The following is a 23311-nucleotide window of genomic DNA, read 5'->3' as shown; positions in this document are numbered from 1 at the left end:
ACGTATGAATACGGAAGTTTTGGGAGTAATCCTACAGATTGTCCTTATGGTGGGACTCGCCTGGCCACTTGGCAAGTATATTGCCCGAGTGTATAAAGGCGAACGAACGTACCTCGACTTCATGAAGCCGGTGGAACGCCTTATGTATAAGTTGAGCGGTGTGAATCCCGACGAGGAGATGGACTGGAAGAAGTTTCTCCGTGCACTGCTTGTGGTGAACCTCTTCTGGTTTGTGTGGGGTATGGTGCTCTTGGTAGCACAAGGAGTATTGCCTCTCAACCCCGACGGCAACATCGGACAGACATGCCACCAGGCTTTCAATACCTGTATCTCGTTTATGGTTAACTGCAACCTGCAGCACTACAGCGGTGAGAGCGGTCTGACTTATTTCACGCAACTCTTTGTCATCATGCTCTTCCAATTCATCACAGCCGCTACAGGTATGGCAGCAATGGCTGGTATCATGAAGGGTTTGGCGGCAAAAACAACGCAGACTATTGGTAACTTCTGGCGTTATCTGGTGTTGAGCACTACCCGCATCTTATTGCCATTGTCTTTAGTTGTAGGTATGATTCTGATAGTGGAAGGTACACCCATGGGCTTCGACGGAAAGATGGAGCTGACCACCCTTGAAGGTCAGAAACAGGAGGTGTCGCAAGGCCCTACGGCAGCCATCGTGTCCATCAAACAACTTGGAACGAATGGTGGCGGTTATTTCGGCGTGAATTCATCGCATCCGCTTGAGAACCCCACTTACCTTACAAATATAGTAGAGTGTTGTAGTATCCTGATTATCCCGATGGCATTGGCTTTTGCATTCGGCTTCTATCTGAAACGCTGCAAGTTGGGCTATAGCATCTTTGGAGTGATGCTCTTTGCCTATCTTGTGGGTGTGGGCATCAACATGTATCAGGAGATGAACGGCAATCCACGGATAGGTGCCATGGGGATTGCACAGAATGGAGGAGCTATGGAAGGCAAGGAAGTGCGCATAGGTTCGGCCGCTGGTGCATTGTGGAGTGTCACTACCACTGTCACCTCCAATGGCTCGGTCAACTCAATGCACGACTCCACCATGCCATTGTCGGGAATGATAGAGATGCTGAATATGCAGATAAACACTTGGTTTGGCGGTGTTGGTGTTGGCTGGATGAACTATTTTACCTTCCTTATCATTGCAGTGTTCATCAGTGGACTGATGGTGGGACGAACTCCTGAATTCTTAGGGCATAAGGTGGAGGCACGCGAGATGAAGATAGCCTCGATGGTAGCTTTGCTCCATCCGTTTATTATTCTCGTCGGCACTGCATTGGCGGCATACCTCTTCGTTCATGCTCCTGAGTTCGTTGCAAGTGAGGGCGGATGGCTCAACAATCCCGGCTATCACGGACTGAGCGAGATGCTTTACGAATACACATCGTCGGCCGCCAATAATGGTTCCGGCTTTGAGGGCTTGGGTGACAACACCTGGTTCTGGAACTATTCGTGTGGCATAGTGCTTATCCTTGGACGTTTTGTGCCCATCGTAGGTCAGGTGGCAATAGCTGGTATTCTTGCTAAGAAAAAATATATTCCCGAAAGTGCAGGAACGCTGAAAACTGATACCGTTACATTCGGTGTGATGACCTTTGCCGTCATCTTCATCGTGGCAGCCTTGTCGTTCTTCCCCGTACATGCACTAAGTACAATCGCCGAACACTTAACATTGTAAGTTATGAACAATCTATTTGAAAAAGAACTTGTTATAGCGAGCATCAAACAGTCGTTTGTGAAGCTCGACCCGAGGCAGATGATAAAGAACCCCATTATGTTCACGGTGGAGATTTGCACTGCCGTTATGCTGCCCGTGACCATCTATTCGGCGTTTAGCAGCGAGCAAGGCTCGTTTGCCTACAACGCATGGGTTTTGCTTATCCTCTTCGTCACCCTGCTGTTTGCCAACTTTGCCGAGGCCATAGCCGAAGCACGTGGTAAGGCTCAGGCTGACAGCCTACGCAAGACGCGCGAGGAGACGCCAGCAAAGCTGTATGTGAACGGTAATATCAAAACCGTCAGCAGTTCTTCTCTGAAGAAGGGCGACGAGTTTGTGTGCGATGCCGGCGATGTTATTCCTGCCGATGGTGAGATTGTTGAGGGACTTGCCTCCATCGACGAGAGTGCTATCACAGGTGAGTCTGCCCCAGTCATCCGCGAAGCCGGTGGCGATAAGAGCAGTGTCACTGGTGGTACAAAAGTGCTTAGCGACCATATCCGTGTGGTTGTCACTACGCAACCTGGCGAGAGTTTCCTCGACAAGATGATAGCCCTCGTGGAGGGTGCATCACGTCAGAAGACCCCTAACGAGATTGCACTTACCATTCTGTTGGCAGTGTTCACATTGGTGTTCTTGATAGTCTGCGTCACTTTAAAGCCCTTTGCCGACTATACGGGTACAGTGATCACCATAGCCTCGTTCCTCTCATTATTCGTTTGCCTGATACCAACAACCATCGGCGGCCTACTTTCTGCCATCGGTATTGCCGGTATGGATCGTGCGCTGCGTGCCAATGTCATCACTAAAAGCGGTAAGGCTGTGGAGACAGCGGGTGACGTGGATACGCTGTTGCTTGACAAGACAGGAACCATCACCATTGGCAACCGTAAGGCCACTGCGTTCTATCCTGCCGAAGGGGTGGATAAGGCCGAATTTGAACAGGCATGCCTCCTTTCCTCAATTGCCGACGATACTCCCGAGGGAAAGTCAATAGTAGAGCTTGGACGAAACGACGGATTCAGGATGAGGGCATTGCACACCGAGGGTGCCCACATGATAAAGTTTACTGCCGAGACGAAGTCGTCGGGCATCGTGTTGAAGGACAGCACAGAGATTCGCAAGGGAGCCTTCGAAACCATGCGTCATATTACCGAGGATGCCGGCTACACCTTTCCCGAGCATATCTCTTGTCTCGTGACATCCATAAGTGGCAATGGCGGTACACCTCTTGTTGTGACTGTCAACAAAAAAGTTGTTGGAGTCATCGAACTACAGGACATAATTAAACAAGGAATCCGTGAGCGTTTTGAGCGTCTGCATAAGATGGGTGTGAAGACAGTTATGGTGACTGGTGACAATCCACTGACTGCCAAATATATCGCAGAGAAAGCTGGAGTGGATGATTTCATTGCCGAGGCTAAGCCAGAAGACAAAATGAACTATATTAAAGCAGAGCAGAAGAACGGCAAACTCGTTGCCATGATGGGCGACGGCACCAACGATGCTCCAGCATTGGCACAGGCCGACGTGGGTGTGGCCATGAACAGCGGTACTCAAGCGGCCAAGGAGGCTAGTAATATGGTAGATCTTGACAACGACCCGACAAAGCTCATTGAGATCGTTGAGATTGGCAAGCAATTGCTCATGACACGTGGCACACTCACCACCTTCTCCATCGCCAACGATGTGGCGAAATACTTTGCCATTGTGCCTGCCCTCTTCATGGTATCCATACCAGAACTTGCAGCTCTGAACGTCATGAATCTTCATTCTCCCGAGAGTGCCATTCTCTCGGCCGTCATCTTCAACGCCATCATCATCCCGCTGCTCATCCCCTTGGCATTGCGTGGCGTGAAGTACAAGCCGATAGGGGCAAGCGCTTTGCTCCGACGCAATCTGCTGATATTCGGAGTGGGAGGTATCATTGCTCCATTTGTGGGTATCAAACTGATTGATTTAATCGTAGGTTTATTCTTTTAATTGAAATACAGATATGAAAAATTTTATAGTAGCTTTCAGGCTAACGATGGTATTGTGCATGTTCCTGTACCTCGGTTATGTAATGGTATTATGGATTTTTGGCAAAGTGGCAGGTCCGGGAAATGGTAATGCCGAAGTTGTGGAAGTGGATGGCAAAGTGGTAGGTGTAGCCAACGTAGGGCAGTACTTCACCAAAGACATATATTTTTGGGGACGACCCTCGTGTGCAGGCGATGGATATGATGCTGCCAACTCGTGTGGCAGCAACAAGGGACCTACGAATCCCGAATATCTTGTCGACGTGGAGACACGTATAGACTCTTTCCTGATACATCATCCATACCTTGAGCGCAAGGACGTGCCGGCTGAAATGGTGACGGCGAGCGGTTCGGGACTCGACCCCGACATCACTCCGCAGTCAGCTCGGGTGCAGGTGAAACGAGTAGCTGCCGCAAGGCATCTCGATGAAAAGCAAGTTGCAACATTGGTTGAGAAATCCATTGAACGTCCGTTGCTTGGCCTATTCGGTCCTGCAAAGGTAAATGTATTGAAACTGAATGTAGCTCTTGATAAACTTAAACCAATCTTGATTTCACAAAAATGATGAAGATAAAAATTATTTTCGCATCTATTTTGGGAGCGGTCATGACCTTATCGTCAGCCGCTTCCGCACAAGACAAAGTAACCGTGAATGGCAACATTGACTTGGTAAATAACTACGTATGGCGTGGAATGGACCAGAACTCCGGCTTTTCGGTGCAGCCTAGTCTTGGCTTGTCGTACAAAGGATTGTCCCTGTCGGCATGGTGTAGTCAGAGTCTGACAAATAATGCTGACCGCGACGTTCAAGAACTGGACATTAATCTATCTTACTCCATTGGTGGATTATCAGCCACATTGACAGATTATTGGTGGGGCGGATTGCATAATCCTTATGGTTACTACAAGCAAGGTCCAACAGACAATCCCATAGATGGAGGCCATCACTTTGAGGCGACTGTTGCTTACAACTTCAGCACTAAACTGCCTCTTACTCTCAGTTGGTCAACATGGTTTGCCGGAGCCGATATGCGTACGGACAGCGACAAGCGTTGCTGTTCAACTTACATCAATGCGTCATACGACATCGCTTGCCCGGCCGAAGTGACGTTGACGCCATCAATTGGCTTTACACCATGGAAAGGCTACTATAACGGCAAGGCCGCAATAACCGATGTATCGCTGAAAGCATCGAAGAGTTTTGGAATATCTGGTAAATTCTCGATACCACTCTTTGTTCAAGCAATAGTCTCACCCACCAACGACCATGTCTATCTCGTTGCCGGTGCAGGTATAGGATTTTGATGTGCCCGAAATTATGACGACCGTGCCATAATCATCATCGACTATGGCAGAGATGAATACTCCTGTTTTCGAGGAGTTTCTCTTTATCTCTCGGCTGACGGTAGAAGGACTAACTCCGATCAGACGTGCAATCATACGGAGTGGCACGTTCTCCTTAAGTCCATTCTAAATTACGTACCTTTGTGATGAAGTGAGTTGCTTATACATAAATAGAAATATTTGGGATAATGTAAAAGTAACTCATTTTGAGGAGACTTCGGTCTCCTCTTTTCATTTGGGGGGATCGAAGAGGTGAGTCTGGTCGACGCGAGAGTCCCCCTCCACCCCCAAAGGGGGGATGGGGGCGGGGGACTCTCGCCAAACTTTTTCCTCTAGTGTTGCACTTCGAAGTTGAACCTAGGAACTTTCACGCTGCTGGAAATAATTGGCTAATTCGCATTTTGGCTAATTCGCATTTTGATGTGCTGGGAGGGGGGGTGAGAGAGTACCTTTGTTGAGGGGAGGGATTCAGGAGAAGTGAAGGGCGACTCGGTAGAGGAAGAAGTCTGTGTTACCTGCTTTGTAGTTGACGCTAATGAGGCGATGTGCTTTAGCCTTAGCGTTGCTCTACCTGTGACTGAAATACCTCAAGATGGGGTGCGACCTGACGGGGGTAAGGTTGTGAAATCATGCACGTCCCTCTCCCTCCACCTCCAAATACGACTTAGCCAAATACTGCCTTATACCCTTATGTGTCCATTATTTGACCTATAAGTCCAATAGGATTGAGCGGGAAAAGAGGGAAAAAAGAGAGCCGCAGCGGGGCGGGTGCTCCACTGCGGCTCAGTGATTGATTAGGGGTGTGTCTCCTCGCGCGATCAGGCAGCGGGCTTAGCGGCAGCCTCCTTGGCTGCGGGCTCGCCGATGGCGATCATCTCGAGGTAGGTATTGTCGGTCATGAGACCCTTGAGGTACTGGCGGACATCCTCGATGGTGATGCTGTCGAGTGTCTCGAGTAGCTTGTCATTGGTATTCCGGTCACGGAGTACCTGCATCTCCAGCTGGTTCATCCAGTAGCCGTTCTTGTGCTGGTTCTCGTCAAATTGCTTCTTCATATTGAGGACAGCCTTCTCGAAGAACTCCTTATTCAGCCCCTTCTCGACCATCTCCTTCATCTCGTCCTTGACTCTCTGATTGAGGTGCTCGGCCTGCTCCTTATTGGTCTGGAAGACGATCATCATCTGTGAGGTGGGGGTGGGGAACTCGTCCTCGGAGCCCATGGCGGAGACGCCGTAGGTACCGCCCTCCTCCTCACGGATGGAGACGAGGTACTGCTGGTCGAGGATCGAGCTGAGGATCTCGGCCATGAGGATGTTCTTGAGGTCGTAGGTGGCGTTGTCCTTGATCAGCATGTCGATGACAAAGACAGAGGGCGTACTCACCTCGTAGGTGAAGTGGTGGTCGCTTGACTTCTTAGCCATCGGGAGGGCGAGCTCACGCTGCCAGGTCTCACCGCGGGCGGTATTGGGCAGGGTGGCGATGTAGCGCTCTACGAGAGGCTTGATGGAGTCGAGCTCGAAGTCACCGACGATGAAGAAGGTGAAGTCGCCCATATCGGAGAAGCGGCTCTTGTAGGTCTCTAGGATCTTGTCGTAGTCGAGCGCCTTGATCTGGTCAATGGTGAGGGGAAGTGCCTCAGGATTGCCACCGTAGATCATAGAGGGGAGAGAGTCGCGGAGAATGGTCTTGGTGGGGTTGCTCATGGCCGCCTCCAGCATCGCTACCTGACGGTCGCGGGCAGCGCTGAAGAGCGCGGTATCCTTACGGAGGTCAGTGGTCATGAGGTGGATCGCCTGGAAGAGCTGCTCAGCGTCGCTCTTGGCAGCGTAGCCGGAGATCGTCTCGCTGGTGCGACCGATGGATGCAGAGACGGAGACCTTGCGCCCTGTGAGGATCTTCTCGATCTCATTGGGCGTGTGGCCGCTGTAGCCACCTACTTCGGCAAAGTCATTGGTGGCGCGGACGTTGATGTCCTTCGGATCCTCGCGGACGAGACCGCCGGGGCTGACGGCACGGATGTTGATCTCATTGTCAGCATAGTCGGTCGGGAGGAGGTAGACGCTGATGCCATTGGAGAGCTCCCACTTGGTGGACTTGAATGCCTGGTCAGCCTTCGTGGCTACGACAGCACCGGGCTGGGGCAGCTGCTCCATCAGGCTCTCGGAGGAGACGGTCTCCTTGTAGGGCTCCACCTCCTGCTTCATCCCCTTGTCAAACTCCGCGAGCAGCTCCTCGGGGGTCGGGTAGGTGAGGCCGTCCTTCTGCACCGCCATGATGGAGATGAAGAAATTCTTCCCCGCCTGCTCGGGGATCATCTGTGCCAGCTGCTGATTGATCGCCTGGACGTTGATCATCTGGGCCATCTGCTGGGCGAGCATAGCCTCGGTCTCGATGCCGGGGATGTAGCTGCCGCGGGTGAAGTAGGCGGAGTACTCGATGGCGTAGTCCTCGTTGGTCCTATTCTTTTTCTCCTTGACCCCGTTGTCGAAGTCGGCGAGGACTTTCTTGATCACACGGCTGTACTCTCCCTCGGTGAAGCCGTACTTGCGGGCGCGAGCCAGCTCGGCGGTCAGAGCCTCGAGGGCACGGGCGTACTTGCCCTCCTCGGCGACCACATCGGCTTGGAAGGCGTCCTCCGTCTGGGCGACGATGAAGGATCCGATGCCGACAGAGGCGTGAAGGAAGGGTGCATTGGGCTGCTCGAGGATCTCATCAAAGCGGTTGGCGAAGAGCTTGCTGATGACGTTGGACATAAAGTTATTGAGGAAGCCGACGGCGGTAGCCTTGAGCTCCTTAGGCATCGCATCGTAGGTCTGTGCGATAGAGATCTGGGTGCCGGTGACCTCGGGATTGGTGATCACAGCCGCCTTTGGCTGGGGATTATCCGGTACGTCGAAGTAGACGCGCTCAGCGGGATTCTCCGGCATAGGGATGGAGGAGAAGGTCTTCTTGATCTGCGCCTCTACGTGGTCCACATCGATGTCTCCGACGACGATGATTGCCTGGAGGTCGGGGCGGTACCACTTGTGATAATACTTGCGGAGGGCATCGTAGGGGAAGTGCATCACGACGTCCATCGTGCCGATCGGTAGACGATTGCCGTAGCGGTGTCCCTCGGGGAAGGCTGAGACGAGCAACTGCTGGAGGGCACGCATGGAGCCGTTGTCTCTCGTGCGCCACTCCTCCTGGATCACACCGCGCTCGTTGTCGATCTCCTCATCGGTGAGGTCGAGGTAGCCACTCCAGTCGTGGAGAATCAGGAGGCAGGAGTCGACGAAGTTCTGATTCGTCGTAGGGGCGTTCATGATCTGGTAGACCGTCTCGTCGATGGCGGTATAGGCATTGAGGTTGGAACCAAATTTTACACCATTCTTCTCCAGATAGTCGATCATGCCCTTGCCGGGGAAGTTCTTGCTACCCTGGAAGGCCATGTGCTCAAGGAAGTGAGCGAGACCGCGCTGGGTGTCCTCCTCGAGGACGCTGCCGACGCGCTGAGAGATGTAGAAGTGCGCTCTATCCTTGGGCTTCTCGTTGTGACGGATGATGTATGTGAGCCCGTTGTCGAGCTTGCCCATCCGCACATCCTTGTCGATCGGCAGCGGTGGGGTCTGCTGCTGTGCATCCTGCGCTCTACCGGGGAGTATTGCCACAGCGGCGAGACTCATCACTCCGGAGAGGAGGGTAAGAAAGTGGTTACTCATGTGTTGATTGATTTTGTATATAAGTTTTGTAGTTTTATTTGTAGGCAAATTTAGGGGAAAAAGTTGGTAGTCTCAAGTCCTAAGGTACTCGCTTTACGCGCTTCTCTTACCAGACCACCAGCTCATCAGTAAAGAGGAATTGCCCCCGCTGCGCCTCCTCATACTGGATCCGGAGGTACCGGCAGGTGGTATGAGGGTAGAATGTGAAGGTCTCGAAGTGGAGCTTCCTATCCGCAGGGTCGAGCGAGGACTCGATGCGATCCACCACCGTCCACTCCTCGCCATCGCTGCTGACGGAGAGCTCCACCCACTCGGGGGCGTAGATCCCCGGGATGGTATTGTGCATGCAGCGGGTGGTGACCTTATCGATCAGCATCTTCTCGCCCATGTCGAGTATGCCGATATTGGATGGGGTGACGATGTTGCCGTACCAGCGTCCGTCGCCAAAGGAGACTGACCCGCGGTAGCCGTCCGTCAGGACGGTCTCAAATCCTCCCCCGCTGTACTTGCCCTCCACGGGCGTCTCCCACCGGATCGGCTTGCCTATGGCGCGGTGGTGGTCCACCCGGAGCGTGACGGGATCGCCTACCGGCTCGCCGTTGCGGAACTGCCGGACGACGATGTCAGCGCTGTCACGCACCTCGATCGTCTGGTCCTCCCGGATCTGCGGGTCACTCATCTCGGGCACCTTGCCATCGACTCGGTACCTCATCTCGCAGGGGTCCAGCTCTGTGGTCCAGCGGATGCGGGTGAGACCGGCATCCTGGTCGACCTCGGTCTCGGGCCGAAGCCCATTGGTCAGATCATATGCCTGTATGTCCCGCTCGTGGAGCATGGGGATGTGCCGATTGATCCGTATGCGGAAGTCCTCCCACGATCGCTTCTCCTGCGGTGTCCAGCCGATCTCGGCGATGGCGAGGAGGCGGGGGAAGATCTTGTACTCAAGAGCTTCATTCGTCTTGACATACTCCGTCCACATATTTCCCTGCACCCCGTGTATCAGGGCACGCTCCTCAGGGGTAAGCTCCTCCGGCACCGGGTCGAGGGCGTAGGTCTGGGCGAGGTCGCAGTAGCCCTCGTTGCTCTCGTAGTCCACGGAGAGAGGGTCCTCCTGATAATAGTCGAGGTAGCACTGTGGGCTGGGGGTCATGATCACCTGATGCCCGCTGCGGGCGGCCCGGAGACCACCCTCCATGCCTCTCCACGACATGACGATCGCTCCGGGAGCCAAGCCTCCCTCGAGGATCTCGTCCCAGCCGATGAAGTGTCGACCGTCCTTCTCAATCATCTCGCCCATACGGTGGATGAAGTAGCTCTGCAGCTCATCCACGTCCTTGAGCTTCGCACGGCGCATCACCTCCCGACACTTGGGGCAGCTCTTCCATGCCTGCTTGCCCGCCTCGTCCCCGCCAAGGTGGATGTAGGCGGAGGGAAAGATGTCGTACACCTCGCTCAGCACGTCGCGGAGAAACTGGTAGCTCATCGGGTTGCCGATACAGAAGTCACTCTCCCCTCGCCGAGCTCTACCGCTGCAGCTCAGCACCGGGTAGGCATGCAGCACCTCCTCGCTGTGGCCCGGCATCTCGATCTCCGGGATCACCGTGATCCCTCGGGCGGCAGCGTAGGCGACGATCTCCCGTGCCTGCTCCTGGGTGTAGTATCCTCCGTAGGCACCGGGCGTCCCCTCCTTTGCATAGCGCCGGTCGCCCTCTATCCACCACTTCACCCAGTCGCTCTCGGTGCGATAGGCGGTTCGCTCAGTGAGGAGTGGGCGGCTCTTGATCTCCAAGCGCCAGCCGCCGGCATCGGTGAGGTGCCAGTGGAGGCGATTGAGCTTGTACCGCTGCATCTCATCGAGCAACTTTTTCACCTCCTCCACACCGAAGAAGTGGCGGCTCTCGTCCAGCATCAGTCCGCGATACTCGAGCCGAGGCTTGTCCTTGATCTCCACCATCGCGATCCCTGTCGGCAGGATCAGCTGCCGAAGAGTCTGGATGGCGTAGCCTATCCCGTCCTCGTCGGCAGCAGTGATCCGGATACCGCCACGCTTGACAGAGAGGGTGTAGGCCCCGGGGGTGGTCAGCTCCTTGGCGTCAATCGTGCAGACGACCGAGCCGTAAGTGTACTCCGGTGTGAGCTCCAGAGTGGGCAGGCCTGCCTTGCTGAGATCCGCATTGAGTCCTTCAACGAGGATGCGGTTTCGCTCGTCCGCCGAGGGGAGGACGATCGTGTGCCCCTTGGTGAGTGGCACCACGCCACCATCCTGCCAGACCACCTCCTCGGGCATCGGGAGCAGGGCAGGGTAGTCGGAGGACTTGCCCCCTCCCAGGTGACAGCTCGATAGGATGAGGAGAAGGAGGGTGAAAGTGATCGCTGGGTGTCTCATGGTCTCTGTGGTATGGGGTGTAAAGCTAAAAAAGAGTGTACACTCCTGTCCACCTAAGGTCTCTCGCCTTACGGTCGGGGTGTACACTCATGATATGGTCAGTCTCGTCGTCTCAGAGCGTCGCGTGGTCTGCCTCAGCCCAGCCTCTGAGCCCCTCGATGAGGGCGTCATTCTCCGCCTGATGGGGGAGGGGGGCGATGCGTAGCTCGTTGCCATGGATGTCGATCCCCTTGGCTGCTGTACCGACGAGGATGTGGTGCTCCTTGAGCAGGTACTCCGCCACCTGCTGAGCGGGACTGCTGCACTCTACTATGAAGAATGGAGCATCACTGAGCCTGCTCTCGAAGCCCTCGATCTTGTCGATCTCCTTGGCGAGCAGTCGTGCGTCCCTCAGCCACTTACGGATGGGGATCGTGAAGGATGCGGGGTGCACCAGCACGTAGTGGACTGCCTCCAGCGCGAGCGAGCTGATCCCGGTAGGGACGTAGTCCTCCCTGAGACCATTGATGAAGTCGGGCCGGGCGCAGATGTAACCGACGCAGAGCCCGGCGAGGTTGTAGGCGCGGGAGAAGGAGGAGAGCACCACGAGATTGGGGTACTTCTGGATGTCTGACACCTTCAGCGTCTCCTCGAGGACATACTTCCGCATAGAGAGGTCGACGATGATCGTCGTGTCGGGATGCTTCTTGAGGAGCGCGAGGAGGTCTCTGTGACGATAGACCTTGCCGTCCGGGTTACTCGGCACGGAGATCCAGACGAAGTCGACACCCTCTGTGACTAAGTCTGCCAGCTGGGTCCCCTCCGGGGCTTCCCTTACCTCATGGCCGGCGTGGTGCAGTGCCTGCCGAAACTCCATCCCTGTGGGAGGGAGGATCAGCGAGCAAGCTCCTCGGTGTGCATCGGCGATCAGTCGTACGGCCCCATCACCGCCATCGGTGATGAGTAGCTCGTCCTCGTCGATCTCCAGCCGTCGGGAGAGTAGCCGGGCGATGCGGGTGCTGCTGTCGCCGGGTGACTTAGAGATGAGGTCGATGTGATTGACCAAATGCTCCCTGATCGGCTCCAGACGCGCTCCCTGCCACTTGAGGGTACTAAAGTCGAGCACCACTTCGGGCTCCATGTCCTGCTCCTTGTGAGCGGACCCTTTTACCGTGTGAGTCATATATAGCAATGAGTTCTATTTTTCCAAGACCAAAGGTACCAATAATCGCCCACACCCCCGTTCCGCTTCGAGAGCATGGCAGGGGGAGGCCAGACGAATTTTCTTTATCGGTATTAGATTCGTCTAATATCGGTATCAGTTTTCTCTAATACCGATATTAGTCTCCGCTAATACCGATATTAGTTCGGAGGGGGATATGGATGGTATCGGAGGGCAAAATGGGGCTCTCTCAGCAGCAGATGTCCCTCTGCTTCTTGATCAGGTCGAGGTGAACCTCGGTGCCCCGGATGAGTGTCTGGGCGATGGGGCAGTGGGCTTCGGTCATATCCAGCCAGCGGCGCTTCTGGTCGGCATCGGCCTCGAGGTCTGCCTCCATACGGATGTCGATCCTCCGGATAGCCGGTCCTAGCTCAGGCTCCAGCTCACCGATGACCGTCAGGCGAAGACTCCTGAGGTCGATGCCGATGCGCTCAGCAGCTCGGTGTGCGACGACATTGACGCAGCCGGCGAGGGCGCCAAGGAGCACCTCGACCGGATTGGCAGCCTTATCGGTGCCGCCTTCGTTGGTCGGCTCATCGGTGAGGAAGGTGAACTTCCGCACCTTGATCTCCGTGCGGCAGTCGGTCTCTGAGGTGGCTCTCGCCACCAGCTTGATGGTTTTCTTTTCACTCATATTTGTGTGATTGCTCATTTATTTCTGTCTCAAACATACCACATATGTTTTAATTGTGTCTGCGTGGTGACATAAATAGCAGGGGTGACGCATTTGGATTTGCTCAAGGTCTCCCCCAGGTAAAAGGCGAGCACGCCTATCGGGGTGCTCGCCCTGACGACCTCCTTAGGGTCATCGGACAGGAGCGTATGTGAAGACCGCTACATAGGAGACTCTCCCGCATCCGAAGGATGCACGCTCCATAGGCATCGGTCGAGGCACGAAGTGCCGATGACCGATGTATAAGCGTACACATCATCCCTCGACCCCTTGCGGGTCGCCGGCATTGGAGATGTCTGCTCGGCGACCCACAAGGGGTCGAGGTGGTAGGCTGGGGCTCTGTACATCGGTCACCGCTTCGCGGATGACCGATGCCTATGGAGCGAGCACCCCTGTCGGGGTGCATCGTTCACCACTCTTCACAGTGAGTTGAGTGGCTTCTGTAACGCTCAAATGCGTCAGCCCTGACATAAATAGTGGTGGCTCTGCGTCATTAGATTAGATATATTCAGCACATCTTATGACGTTACTCGACAGATGGAGTAGAAACAGATATTTTAGGTAATATTGCTTGCCATTATCATTCACACCTAAGAATAGTAAAGATATGAAGAGACTTGTGCTTCTACTGAGTTTTCTAGTCATCTGCAGCAGTGCAATTGGGCAGACGACACTTGAAAGTCGTGTCACTGACCTTGAGAAGACCATTGCAGATCTCTCAGCTCAGCTTTCCACCCTCTCGCTACGACTTGATCAGCTTGATCAGCAAAACAATCGTCTGCGGAAGGCTGTGGATTATGGAAAACCAACTGTATCACAGGTTGGTAAAAGTGGGGTGGAGTATCGCCTTTTGTCCCTAGCTGGTGATGTCGAGAGTGGAACTGTTACAGCTCAATTCCAGATAGTGACATCAGCGAAGAAAGCAAGTGTCTCTATGGGGACATCTTACCCTCCTCATACTATAATAGACCTATATGGAAATCGTTACGTTTGTTCCAAAGGTGAAGTTGGGGGAGAGGAGTCTTTCCTTGATATCTATAAAGGCATAGTCGTCAAGGCATCAGTCACCTTTGACGATCTAAGTCCTGAGAAGTTACAGGAAGCTCAGGTGCTAATATTGACACCTCAAGTGGGCTTCTCTATTGATGAGATCCAGTTCAAAAATATCAAGGTCGAATGGCATTAAGTGTTTTCAAATTCAATTGGTTATAATGCTTCGTCAGATGGGGCAAATAGACCATAGACGACTCGTTCCATTGATAGAGAGCAATAATCCGGCTTTTGCTTGATGTGCGAAGAGAGCACCGTAGATGGTCGTCTGCGGTGCTCTCTTCGGCTTTTGGGGAGGAGGTTATTTCTTCTCCTTTGTAAAGATGACCTTAACCTTCTTGGTGAAAAGGTAGCCTGTGAGCGTCTCCTCTGAGGTCCTGGTGAGGTCAAAAGAGAGTACTGTCGGCTGTGCGTCCCAAGCCTTGTCGAGGCTGAGGGTTACCTTGGGGTGCTTGTAGATGTAGGTGCCGGAGTGACTCACGGCACCCAGACTGCCCGCCTTGCTCGTGAGGGTAAAGCGGTTGTTGCCATCAAAGGTGAGGATCCACGCCACGGGGTCGATGTCGGTCTTATTGTCCTTGACCTCTGCCACCCACTTGGTGTTGGCAATGGAGGAGGCATTCTCGGGGATATTTCCGTCATCCTCCTTGCACGAAGATGCGAAGAGGGTGAGACCTACGAGTGCCGCTGCGGCGATGAGAATATTCTTGACTTTCATAATCTTGCTATTTTGGTTTGGTGAAACATTTAGCATCACAAAGTTCTAATATATCGGTGATTGAACCAAATTTTCGCCGTTAATTAGTCTTTTTCTTTGTCACAAAAGCTTGTCGAAAATGGACGGGAGGAGCTTTTGTGTCAATCCTGATGGCTACGCCACTATATTGCGACCAATCCAGAAGAGCAGGATCACCACCAAGATCAAGACCGATGCGCGGTAGCCCACGAGGAGGTCCCTAAGTCTGGCGCAGCGAGGGGAGCGGTGTGCGAGTGGCTGGAGGAGCAGTACGAGAGCGAGGTAGGGTAGGGCGATGACGAAGAGGGGGTTCATTTGCCAGGCTCCGGCGAGGTCGAGATTGAGCAGATGGTGGATCGCCCGTTGGGACCCACAGCCTGGGCAGAGGTACCCCGTTAGTAGCCGAAAGGGACACCTCGGGAAGATCGGTGCCACGGATGGGTCGAGGCACTTGTAGCCGACAGCTGCCACCACAAGTGCCAGTACTATGAGGAGATACCTGATGCGGGGGCGCATCTCAGCTTAGGGATATGCCTGAGGCGACACCAATCATCATAAGGAATAGGTAGATCCCAGCTACGGCAATGCCGCTCCAGAAGCCGTAAGTGACCCACTGCTTCGCCTTAGCGGAAAATTCGTTGGCTGCGGCGACGTTTCCGCTCGAGAAGGCACTATTGGCCTGCGCGGAGTAGACGATCCCCAGGATCCCGAAGACCATACAGCAGAAGATGGTCACCAGGATCGACTCCACGAGATAGTCCTTGGGCTTAGTGGTCATAGTCTGCCCTTGTGTGGGTGGAGGTACAGCCCCCTCAGGGACAAGTAGTCCTGAGAGCTCAGGGAGGTTGATCGCCTGGACCCAGTCGGCAAGTCCCTCTCTCCACACATAGGTCTGTGGGGTCACTCTCCCCCTGAGTTGGTCGATGGTGTATGGTCCTTGTTGCTCAGATCCGTTCAGTATGTAGTACTCTGACATAAGTTTTGTGCTGGTAAGCGTGGTTGTGTCTAAGAGCAAAGTTATGTAAAAAACACCACCGGTGCCACGAGGGAGAGTGCCGGCTCACACCGGCTTGGAGAAGCGCTTATCCGTCTGCTGCATCAGGGGATCGAGTGAGGCGGCCACGTAGCGTACGTAGGGAGAGCCGATAGGCAGCTCGATACCCTCCGGGGTCAGATTTATCAGCCCGTCAGCCGCCATCTCGTGTAGCTTGTCCCGGTCGTACACCACTGCCTGCATAGTCTCCTCTGCAGTTATGCCGAGCCGCTCAGCCACTTCGCTCCACCGGAGGCGGTAGTTACACATCAGCGTCTCGATCACCTCACGGACGATCTGCTCCCTCGGGGAGAGCAGGTAGCCTCTCTCGGTGTAGAGTCTCCCGGCACTGAGGGTGTCGATGTACTCGGTGATGTCTCGCCCGTTTTGCGCATAGGCGGTGCCGAGCTGGCTGATGCCGGTGACGCCGAGAGCGTAGACCTGCGCCGTGGTCCTGAGGGTGCAGTACCCTTGGAAATTTCGTCTCAGTCGTCCCTCATCAAGCGCTATGCTGAGCTCGTCAGACGGGAGGACAAAGTGATCCATCCCGATGGATCTGTAGCCCTCACCGTGGAGTATGTCGGCAGCACGGCGGTACATAGCCTGCTTCTCTTCCGGCTCCGGGAGCCCTGCCCGCTCTAAGATCAGCTGCCGCTTATGCACCCATGGCACGTGACCATAGCTAAAGGTGACTATCCGCTCCGGATGGATCTCTGCCGCCATCCGGACTGACCTCGCAAAGCTCTCTACCGTCTGGTGCGGCAGACCGAAGAGGAGATCCATATTGACCGTCGCCCCCGCATCGTGTAGCATCGACACGATCTCGCTTACGGGGAGGAGTGGGGGCTCACGATGGACGATCCGGAGCACCTCCTCGTCAAAGTCCTGCACCCCGAGGCTGTAGCGACTGAAGCGGCAGTCAATCAGCTCTGCCCATGCATGCTCATCGAGGTAGCCGGGATGGCACTCGATCGCAATCTCCGGTCGGTCGATCGTCTCCATGAGGGAGAGGAGGTGCTCATTGAGCTCGCGGAGGTAGTGGACCGGTATGGCAGTGGGACTGCCGCCGCCATAGTGGATCTGTGAGATCTTGCGTCCCGGGGTGAGGTGTCTGGCGATCAGGTCGATCTCTCTATGGAGCGCCTCCACATAAGCCTCTATGCGATCCGGGCGAGCCATCGGGTAGGAATTGCAGGCGCAGAAGTGGCAGAGCTGGCGGCAGAAGGGGATGTGGATGTAGAAGGAGACGTGGTTGTCCGAGGCACTATTGGATGCCTCTACGGCAGCGAGGAAGTCCTTCGGCTCTATGCTGTGGAAGAAATTGGCAGGCGGGTAGCTGGTGTAGCGGGGGACAGGTTGATTGTACTTCTCGAGGAGGGTATCGCTATTTTTCATTCTTAAAGACAAGGTGTATATAGATAAGTGAGATGAGCGCCAGCAGTACCGCAAGGGCAAAGAGTCCACTGTAGCCGGTATGGTCTGCCACCACGCCACCGAGGATAGCCATCCCCATGCCGCAGAGGTGGGTGATGACGATCTGCACCGTGAAGTCTGTCCCCTCGCGGCCCGCACGCAGGGTCTCCATGGAGGAGACATAGACGACGACCGTTGCACTCCCGTAAGCCGCCCACAAGAGCATCACACCGATGCTTACGAGGAGCGTGCTGACCTCGACCTGCGTCAGCGTGAGGAAGTAGAGTGTGGCGACTAAGATCAGTGTGGCGAAGTACTTCCGCGCCCGATAGATCCCGATGCGACGGACGACGAAGCCCGAGGCGAGGGAGCTGACAAAGGCGGTACCGGTGCCGAGCAGACCGCTCAGGATGCCTATGGAGCCCATATCAAACCCCTGGTCCACCAGCCACGGACGTAGCATAGGCAGTATCGCCATCAGGCCCGAGTAGAAGAGTAGGAGGAAGAGCACTTGGCGCCAGATCCCCTTCCGGGAAAAGAAGAGGGCGAAGTCACCGATCCCGGCACGTCGCTTGGGATCTTTTTTCTCAAAAGAGATCTGCCGCTCCAGCCCTAAGGGTACTAGCGCCAGCAGCACGAAGAGTGCCAGGCAGAGCAGGACTACCTGCCAGCCGTAGCGGTGTAGGACGACCAAGAGCAGCCCGCTACCGACCAGTGTGCCGGCAAAGCTTCCTGAGGACTGCATCGTATTGACGAGACTCTTGTCGCGCCCTCCGTAGCTCAGCGCTGCGAGGGAGTCGGTGGCGATGTCCTGTGTCCCGGAGGCGATCAGCGCTAGAATGATCAGCCCGAGGATCAGGTAGATGTCGCTACTTACCTGCAGCAGACCTATGGCGCAGAGGAGCCCGGCGTAGATCACCTCCGAGACGATGATGCAGCGCTTGTAGTCCCGCACCGTCAGACAGTGCCGGTCCACCAAGGGTGCCCAGAGGAACTTCAGGATCCACGGGAGCTTGACCAGCTGGAGGAGCCCGATGGAGGAGAGGGAGAACTGCTGCTCCCGCATCATCACCTGCAGTGCTGTGGAGAGGAAGCTCGAGGGGATCGACTGCGCCACGTAGAGGCAGAAAAACGTCCCCAGTGTCAGTGCTTCAGCTCGGTATAGAGTGTTATCTTTCTGTCTCATAGGGTGATGACGGAGGGGAGGAGGTGGTATCGTCCTGAGGAGGTGCGGGGTAGCCTCTGCTCCTCGGGGCTGCGGAAGATCGGTCCTCGGGATACGTCGTATCGCCCATAGCGGTAGTACCCATTGGCCCGACCACCCCAGCCGTAGTTGCAGTGGAGATAGAGTGCATCCTCCGTGCGGAGCAGTCCATCCACGATCCAAGTGTGGAAGGTGAGGTCCTCCCGCCCGGCAGTGAGGATCACCGGCAGTCCCTCTCGAAGGCTCCGCTCGATCATCTCTCTCAGCCCCCACCAGTGGAGCCTCGCCTGATGAAAGCCCATCCGAGTGAGGAGAAGGCGGATACGCCACGGCCAGGTGAGACCAAAGTCGGTCGTGTAGATCGTCGAGAGGGCGGTGCCTATCTCCGAGAGAAATCGGCCTGCCATCTCCCGCTCGGAGGCGGTGGAGGTGACCCGGGGATCGAGGGCGGAGACCCGCTCGAGGGAGCGGAAGAGAGGATTTCGGGAGCCGCGGTCTACCGCTACTTGCGTGAGTAGCTGAGCCAGCGCCACGGGTGCACAGCCGGCCGGGGAGCGACCGATGGGTGAGGAGTGCCGCAGTCCTCTTCGGATCGGAGTATGGAGGTCAAAGGGGGTACCCTGGTGCCATATCGTGCGCACCATCATCGGGATGTACTCGGTCACCTCCTCGGGCGTGATGAGATCAGAGCCGCTGAGGAGTGCCCTGAGGCTTTCTCTTCTCTCCATCTCAGACATCCTCCTTCTCCATATGCTGTCGGATCGCCTCTATCACCTGCTCCGCAGCCTCGCGCTCCTCCTCCGCACTCCTCAGGTGACCAATCGGCACCACCACCTGTGCTCGAGAGTAGTAGGGCTCCCTTTTCTCCGACACCATCTCGAGGTAGTCGCGCACCTCGCTCCGCGTCTTCTCTGCCACTGCCGGCCGGGTCGCTCGGACGCTGTAGAGCCTCTCGGCGAGTAGGTCCAGCGGTGATCGGAGGTAGACTACCAGCCCATGGGCGAGCATGCGGTCCATATTGTCCTCCCATATAGGTAGCCCTCCACCAGTGGCGATGAGGGTGTCCTCCTCCTGTAGCAGCTCCAGCAGAGCCACTCGCTCTCTCTTGCGGAACTTGTCGATCCCGCAGCAAGCGATCATCGATGAGATGGTGGCGTGGTACCGACTCTCGACGAAGAGGTCCGTATCGACAAATGTCAGCTCGAGCCTCTCGGCAACGATCCTGCCGATGGTGCTCTTGCCCACTCCGGGGAGTCCTATGAGGAATAGTGGTCTCACGCTGCTGTTGCTCTTACCTTACGATACATAACTCCATAGAAGACGAGGGCAATCCCCTCCGATACAGCGGTGAGGATGATGATGACCATTGTCAGCCCCTTGTCGTAGAGCAGCCCGCTGAGAGCTGATCCGGCAAGCAGTGCCAGCCCGTAGAAGGTATTGAAGAGCCCGAAGCCGAGTCCGCGCTTCTTGTAGGGCGTCAGGTCGGCTATCGCTGAGCGCATCACGGTCTCGTGAGCGCCGAGGATCACTCCCAGGACCACCATCCCGGAGATGACCACCGGGACTGAGGTGCTGAGGGTGAGGATAGGCAGCAGCAGGGTGAGGAGTGGCACGATGAGGAGGACGAGGATGCCCCCCGTCTTGGAGCCGGTCCGCTCCTTCAGTCGGTCGTACATTCGCCCGATGAGCAGCGCCACCAGGGCATCGACACCCATGGCGCCAGCGTAGAGCATCGTGATCATCGTGTCGGACATAACGGACTGCACCTTGAGGTGATAGCCGATGATCCCAAAATTGAGCAGACCAAAGGCGGTGAAGAAAGTGAAGGCGGAGTAGATCCAGAACATCCGGCTCAGCCTCCCCGGCTCCCCCACCGGAGCGACAGCGCCATGCTCACGCTCTAAGCGTGACACCCGTCGCCAGACGTATACGAGGAAGAGCATCAGCACAACGAAAGGGATCGCCAGTAGCTTGTACCCGAGCTGAAACTCCCCCACGCCACTCTGACCAGCGTAGTAAAAGACTGCGGTGAAGATCAGTGGACCGAGAAAGGCGCCGAGCTGATCCAGTGCCTCCTGCAGCCCAAATGCGAAGCCCAGTCCCACCTGCCGCTCGGATATCCCGGAGAGGAGCGTGTCCTTGGCCGGGCTGCGGAAGGCCTTCCCGATCCGCTCTGTCAGGATCAGGACGATGAGTACGCCCCAGCTGGTGGTGCAGCCCATCAGTGGTATCACGAAGTGGACCCCGTAGCCGAGGAAGAGGAAGAGCCAGTACTTGCCACTCTTGTCGAGGATGACACCGGAGATGAGACGGAGCGCGTAGCCGATGAATTCGCCCAGACCGAATACCAGCCCCACCTGAGCCGCCGACACGCCGAGGAGACTGAGGTACTGACCATTGACACTGCGAGCGGACTCGTGGACGACGTCTCCCAGCATGCTGATGATGCCGAAGAGGACAATCACTGAAAGCACCTGACGGCGGACTGAGGATTGATCTTGGGTATGATTTTCAGTCATGACTTTTGCTCTTTGAGCCACAAAGGTACACAATCGCGCCCCTTTGCGTGGTCCTTTTGCCTGAGATTTTCACAGTCAGCGCATCATACAATTTTGATGTGTGGTCTCGCTTTCGCTCTTAGCAAAAAAAGCGGGCACTGATCCGGAATAGGATCAGTACCCGCCTTTTTTGTACTAATGTGATCGCCTTACTTGGCTGCAGTCACCTCGATCTCGATCACGCCACCTGCCGGGAGGGCGCTAACGGCGAAGGCGCATCGTGCCGGGAAGGGAGCAGAAAATTGCTCCGCATAGATCTTATTCACGGAGGCAAAGTCTCCCATATTGGTCAGGTAGACGATGCACTTGACGACGTTGTCCATCGTCATACCGGCCTCGGCGAGGATCGCCTTGATATTAGCAAAGGACTGTCTGCACTGCTCCTCGACAGTGTCACCGGCGAGCTTGCCGGTCTCGGGGTTGAGGCCCAGCTGGCCTGAGATGAAGAGCAGATCACCGGTGCAGATCGCCTGTGAGTAGGGACCGATGGCTGCCGGTGCCTTCTCTGTAGAAATAGCTTTTTTAGACATGATTGGTTTGTATAAGTGATTGGTTTGGGATTAGTCTTCGGTGTGTGTCAGCAGCTCTCTGGCGTTGTCAAGAGCTGCCTCAGTCTGAGCGGCACCGCTCAGCATTGCAGCGATTGCTGCGACTCGCTCCTCGCCCTCGACGGGTCGGAGTGAGGTGTTGTAGGTGTCTTGGCCCTCCTCCTTCTCGACCACCACCTGATGGTCCGCCTGTGCGGCGATCTGTGGCAGGTGAGTGATAGAGAGCACCTGGAGGTGCCGGCTGAGTCGCCTCATGATCCGCCCGAGTTGCTCGGCGGCCCGACCGCTGACCCCGGTGTCTATCTCGTCGAAGATTATCGTCGGGAGGATCTGCCGCTCAGCGATGATCGCCTTGAGAGCAAGCATGATCCTGGAGATCTCTCCGCCGGAGGCGATCTCATCGATCGGCTGGAGAGTCGTCTGCTTATTGGTCGCTATGAGGAATTGGATCTCATCCTCACCGGTGGGGCTCAGATCCTTGGTCTTGGTGAGACTGACCTTGAAGGAGGCACCCGCTATGCCGAGCTCATCGATCGCCTCCATAAGGGAGGGGACGAAGGACTTGATCCCTCGCTCTCGGCTCTTCGTCAGCTGCTGTGCCAGCTCCGCTGCATCGTGGCGAGCTCGCTCCACCTCTCGGCGTAGCTCCTCTATGCGATCGTCCGCCGAGGTGATGGAGTCCAGCTGCTCCTTATACTGGTCACGGAGCTGGATCAATTCGTCCCCATCCGATACGTTGTGCTTGTACATCAGAGACTGCAGGAGGTTCATCCGATCCTGGAGCCGGGCGACCTCCTGTGGGTCGATCTCTATCTCGTCCAGCTGACGAGACGCATCGCTACTGATGTCGGCAAGCTCGATGTAGACCGCCTCCAGCCGCTCCCCGTATCCCCCTGCGGGGGCAAAGGTATCGGCAAAGCCCTTACAGTCGTGGGCGAGGGTGTGCAGTCTCGACAGCACCGAGACCTCCTCCTCGCGACCATAGCCGTCAAGCCCTGCCAGCTCCTGCATCAGTTGGGAGATCTCTGTGGCATGCTCCGCCATCGTGAGACGCTCACGAACCTCTGCCTCCTCGCCCGATGTTATGTGGGCATCGCTCAGCTGCTTGTACTGGAAGGAGATGTAGTCCTCTTCCTCTCGCTGCTTGCGCACCCGCTCCTGCTCCAACGTGAGCTGAGCGGACAGTCTCCGGTAGAGTGCGTACTTCTCGGCGTAAGCCTCTCGCTCCCCCTGATTGTCCGAGAGGGTGTCTATCACGGAGCGCTGGAAGTCCGGATCCCCGATGAGCCTATTGTGGTGCTGTGAGTGGATGTCGACCAAGTGATCCCCGATCTCCTTGAGTAAGCCAGCTGATACCGGTGTGTCATTGACAAACGCTCGGCTTTTCCCGCTCTTGAGCACTTCGCGCCGTAGGATGCAGGTGGAGCTGTAGTCGAGATCGTTTTTCTCAAAAATAGGCTTCAGGCCAACCCGCTCCTCTAAGCAAAAGGAGGCCTCGACCACCGCCTTTGAGGCACCGGAGCGGAGCATCTTGCGGATGTCTGCTCGACCTCCGAGGAGGAGCTCGATGGCTCCGATGATGATGGACTTACCGGCACCGGTCTCACCGGTGATCGAGGTAAAGCCCCCTCGGAGGTCCCACTCGAGGTGGTCTATGAGGATAAAATCCTTGATGTGCAAGTGTGTGATCAT

At 55.8% G+C, this 23311-nt stretch carries 20 protein-coding genes; 5 read left to right on the top strand and 15 right to left on the bottom strand.

Annotated features, from left to right (window positions below):
* Window positions 1–4 precede the first annotated feature (4 nt).
* The 4 genes from kdpA to QZR17_RS05135 are packed head-to-tail and all read left to right on the top strand — an operon-like array spanning window position 5 to window position 5077.
* A complete protein-coding gene (kdpA, locus tag QZR17_RS05150) occupies window positions 5–1711 on the top strand; it encodes a potassium-transporting ATPase subunit KdpA (protein WP_297128523.1) in 1707 nt (568 codons plus the stop codon).
* A 3-nt stretch (window positions 1712–1714) separates the two neighbouring features.
* Window positions 1715–3733: a potassium-transporting ATPase subunit KdpB gene (gene kdpB / locus QZR17_RS05145; RefSeq protein ID WP_297128520.1), complete on the top strand. Its 2019-nt coding sequence runs from the start codon at window positions 1715–1717 to the stop codon at window positions 3731–3733.
* 13 nt (window positions 3734–3746) lie between these two features.
* Window positions 3747–4337 (top strand): K(+)-transporting ATPase subunit C, encoded by a 591-nt coding sequence (locus QZR17_RS05140; RefSeq protein WP_297128516.1) that lies wholly within the window; start codon window positions 3747–3749, stop codon window positions 4335–4337.
* Between the two features lie 41 nt (window positions 4338–4378).
* Window positions 4379–5077: a TorF family putative porin gene (locus QZR17_RS05135; protein ID WP_229039390.1), complete on the top strand. Its 699-nt coding sequence runs from the start codon at window positions 4379–4381 to the stop codon at window positions 5075–5077.
* Here the strand turns inward: QZR17_RS05135 and QZR17_RS07915 are convergent.
* The 5 genes from QZR17_RS07915 to QZR17_RS05115 form a co-directional block, all read right to left on the bottom strand.
* Window positions 5024–5212, bottom strand: coding sequence for a helix-turn-helix domain-containing protein (locus QZR17_RS07915; protein ID WP_363171395.1), 189 nt, complete (start codon window positions 5210–5212; stop codon window positions 5024–5026). The two genes, QZR17_RS05135 and QZR17_RS07915, sit on opposite strands and share 54 nt — an antisense overlap.
* A gap of 722 nt (window positions 5213–5934) precedes the next feature.
* Complete coding sequence (locus QZR17_RS05130; RefSeq protein WP_297128514.1) at window positions 5935–8817, bottom strand: M16 family metallopeptidase; 2883 nt, start codon at window positions 8815–8817, stop codon at window positions 5935–5937.
* A 106-nt stretch (window positions 8818–8923) separates the two neighbouring features.
* Complete coding sequence (locus tag QZR17_RS05125) at window positions 8924–11203, bottom strand: family 20 glycosylhydrolase (RefSeq protein ID WP_297128512.1); 2280 nt, start codon at window positions 11201–11203, stop codon at window positions 8924–8926.
* Between the two features lie 112 nt (window positions 11204–11315).
* Window positions 11316–12365: an aminotransferase class I/II-fold pyridoxal phosphate-dependent enzyme gene (locus QZR17_RS05120; RefSeq protein WP_297128510.1), complete on the bottom strand. Its 1050-nt coding sequence runs from the start codon at window positions 12363–12365 to the stop codon at window positions 11316–11318.
* A 229-nt stretch (window positions 12366–12594) separates the two neighbouring features.
* Complete coding sequence (locus tag QZR17_RS05115) at window positions 12595–13038, bottom strand: OsmC family protein (protein WP_297128507.1); 444 nt, start codon at window positions 13036–13038, stop codon at window positions 12595–12597.
* A 646-nt stretch (window positions 13039–13684) separates the two neighbouring features.
* Between QZR17_RS05115 and QZR17_RS05110 the strand changes: the two genes are divergently transcribed.
* Window positions 13685–14263 (top strand): hypothetical protein, encoded by a 579-nt coding sequence (locus QZR17_RS05110; RefSeq protein ID WP_297128504.1) that lies wholly within the window; start codon window positions 13685–13687, stop codon window positions 14261–14263.
* A gap of 165 nt (window positions 14264–14428) precedes the next feature.
* Here QZR17_RS05110 and QZR17_RS05105 read toward each other — a convergent pair whose 3' ends face one another.
* From QZR17_RS05105 to recN, 10 genes are all read right to left on the bottom strand, one after another.
* Window positions 14429–14845: a hypothetical protein gene (locus tag QZR17_RS05105; RefSeq protein ID WP_297128501.1), complete on the bottom strand. Its 417-nt coding sequence runs from the start codon at window positions 14843–14845 to the stop codon at window positions 14429–14431.
* Window positions 14846–14998: 153 nt separating this feature from the next.
* Complete coding sequence (locus QZR17_RS05100) at window positions 14999–15379, bottom strand: DUF2752 domain-containing protein (RefSeq protein ID WP_297128498.1); 381 nt, start codon at window positions 15377–15379, stop codon at window positions 14999–15001.
* Window position 15380: 1 nt separating this feature from the next.
* Window positions 15381–15839, bottom strand: a complete 459-nt coding sequence (locus tag QZR17_RS05095; RefSeq protein WP_297128495.1) for a CD225/dispanin family protein — start codon at window positions 15837–15839, stop codon at window positions 15381–15383.
* Window positions 15840–15923: 84 nt separating this feature from the next.
* Window positions 15924–17291, bottom strand: coding sequence for an oxygen-independent coproporphyrinogen III oxidase (gene hemN, locus QZR17_RS05090; RefSeq protein WP_297128492.1), 1368 nt, complete (start codon window positions 17289–17291; stop codon window positions 15924–15926).
* A complete protein-coding gene (locus QZR17_RS05085; protein WP_297128489.1) occupies window positions 17281–18495 on the bottom strand; it encodes an MFS transporter in 1215 nt (404 codons plus the stop codon). The genes hemN and QZR17_RS05085 overlap by 11 nt, the downstream gene beginning before the upstream one ends.
* The gene (locus tag QZR17_RS05080) at window positions 18492–19241 is read right to left on the bottom strand and encodes a C10 family peptidase (RefSeq protein WP_297128486.1); all 750 of its coding nucleotides are present in this window, start codon (window positions 19239–19241) and stop codon (window positions 18492–18494) included. The genes QZR17_RS05085 and QZR17_RS05080 overlap by 4 nt, the downstream gene beginning before the upstream one ends.
* 1 nt (window position 19242) lies before the next feature.
* Complete coding sequence (locus QZR17_RS05075) at window positions 19243–19791, bottom strand: shikimate kinase (RefSeq protein WP_297128482.1); 549 nt, start codon at window positions 19789–19791, stop codon at window positions 19243–19245.
* Entirely contained in the window at window positions 19788–21032 is a 1245-nt protein-coding gene (locus QZR17_RS05070; RefSeq protein WP_297128479.1) for an MFS transporter, read from the bottom strand. The genes QZR17_RS05075 and QZR17_RS05070 overlap by 4 nt, the downstream gene beginning before the upstream one ends.
* A gap of 188 nt (window positions 21033–21220) precedes the next feature.
* Window positions 21221–21601, bottom strand: a complete 381-nt coding sequence (locus QZR17_RS05065) for a RidA family protein (RefSeq protein ID WP_296158807.1) — start codon at window positions 21599–21601, stop codon at window positions 21221–21223.
* 30 nt (window positions 21602–21631) lie between these two features.
* A complete protein-coding gene (gene recN / locus QZR17_RS05060; protein WP_297128475.1) occupies window positions 21632–23311 on the bottom strand; it encodes a DNA repair protein RecN in 1680 nt (559 codons plus the stop codon).

The organism is uncultured Porphyromonas sp. (genome assembly GCF_900541275.1).
Classification (GTDB): domain Bacteria; phylum Bacteroidota; class Bacteroidia; order Bacteroidales; family Porphyromonadaceae; genus Porphyromonas_A.
The sequence above is the reverse complement of the archived record's forward strand: the minus strand, read 5'-3'. Positions and strand labels throughout refer to the sequence as shown.

Coding starts and splice junctions, on each gene's coding strand:
- QZR17_RS05105 (WP_297128501.1), bottom strand. CDS start 14,845: ATGAAAGTCAAGAATATTCTCATCGCCGCAGCGGCACTCGTAGGTCTC.
- QZR17_RS05115 (WP_297128507.1), bottom strand. CDS start 13,038: ATGAGTGAAAAGAAAACCATCAAGCTGGTGGCGAGAGCCACCTCAGAG.
- QZR17_RS05065 (WP_296158807.1), bottom strand. CDS start 21,601: ATGTCTAAAAAAGCTATTTCTACAGAGAAGGCACCGGCAGCCATCGGT.
- QZR17_RS05130 (WP_297128514.1), bottom strand. CDS start 8,817: ATGAGTAACCACTTTCTTACCCTCCTCTCCGGAGTGATGAGTCTCGCC.
- QZR17_RS05135 (WP_229039390.1), top strand. CDS start 4,379: ATGACCTTATCGTCAGCCGCTTCCGCACAAGACAAAGTAACCGTGAAT.
- kdpA (WP_297128523.1), top strand. CDS start 5: ATGAATACGGAAGTTTTGGGAGTAATCCTACAGATTGTCCTTATGGTG.
- recN (WP_297128475.1), bottom strand. CDS start 23,311: ATGATCACACACTTGCACATCAAGGATTTTATCCTCATAGACCACCTC.
- QZR17_RS05100 (WP_297128498.1), bottom strand. CDS start 15,379: ATGCGCCCCCGCATCAGGTATCTCCTCATAGTACTGGCACTTGTGGTG.
- QZR17_RS05085 (WP_297128489.1), bottom strand. CDS start 18,495: ATGAGACAGAAAGATAACACTCTATACCGAGCTGAAGCACTGACACTG.
- QZR17_RS05140 (WP_297128516.1), top strand. CDS start 3,747: ATGAAAAATTTTATAGTAGCTTTCAGGCTAACGATGGTATTGTGCATG.
- QZR17_RS05080 (WP_297128486.1), bottom strand. CDS start 19,241: ATGGAGAGAAGAGAAAGCCTCAGGGCACTCCTCAGCGGCTCTGATCTC.
- QZR17_RS05120 (WP_297128510.1), bottom strand. CDS start 12,365: ATGACTCACACGGTAAAAGGGTCCGCTCACAAGGAGCAGGACATGGAG.
- QZR17_RS05110 (WP_297128504.1), top strand. CDS start 13,685: ATGAAGAGACTTGTGCTTCTACTGAGTTTTCTAGTCATCTGCAGCAGT.
- QZR17_RS07915 (WP_363171395.1), bottom strand. CDS start 5,212: ATGATTGCACGTCTGATCGGAGTTAGTCCTTCTACCGTCAGCCGAGAG.
- kdpB (WP_297128520.1), top strand. CDS start 1,715: ATGAACAATCTATTTGAAAAAGAACTTGTTATAGCGAGCATCAAACAG.
- QZR17_RS05095 (WP_297128495.1), bottom strand. CDS start 15,839: ATGTCAGAGTACTACATACTGAACGGATCTGAGCAACAAGGACCATAC.
- hemN (WP_297128492.1), bottom strand. CDS start 17,291: ATGAAAAATAGCGATACCCTCCTCGAGAAGTACAATCAACCTGTCCCC.
- QZR17_RS05070 (WP_297128479.1), bottom strand. CDS start 21,032: ATGACTGAAAATCATACCCAAGATCAATCCTCAGTCCGCCGTCAGGTG.
- QZR17_RS05125 (WP_297128512.1), bottom strand. CDS start 11,203: ATGAGACACCCAGCGATCACTTTCACCCTCCTTCTCCTCATCCTATCG.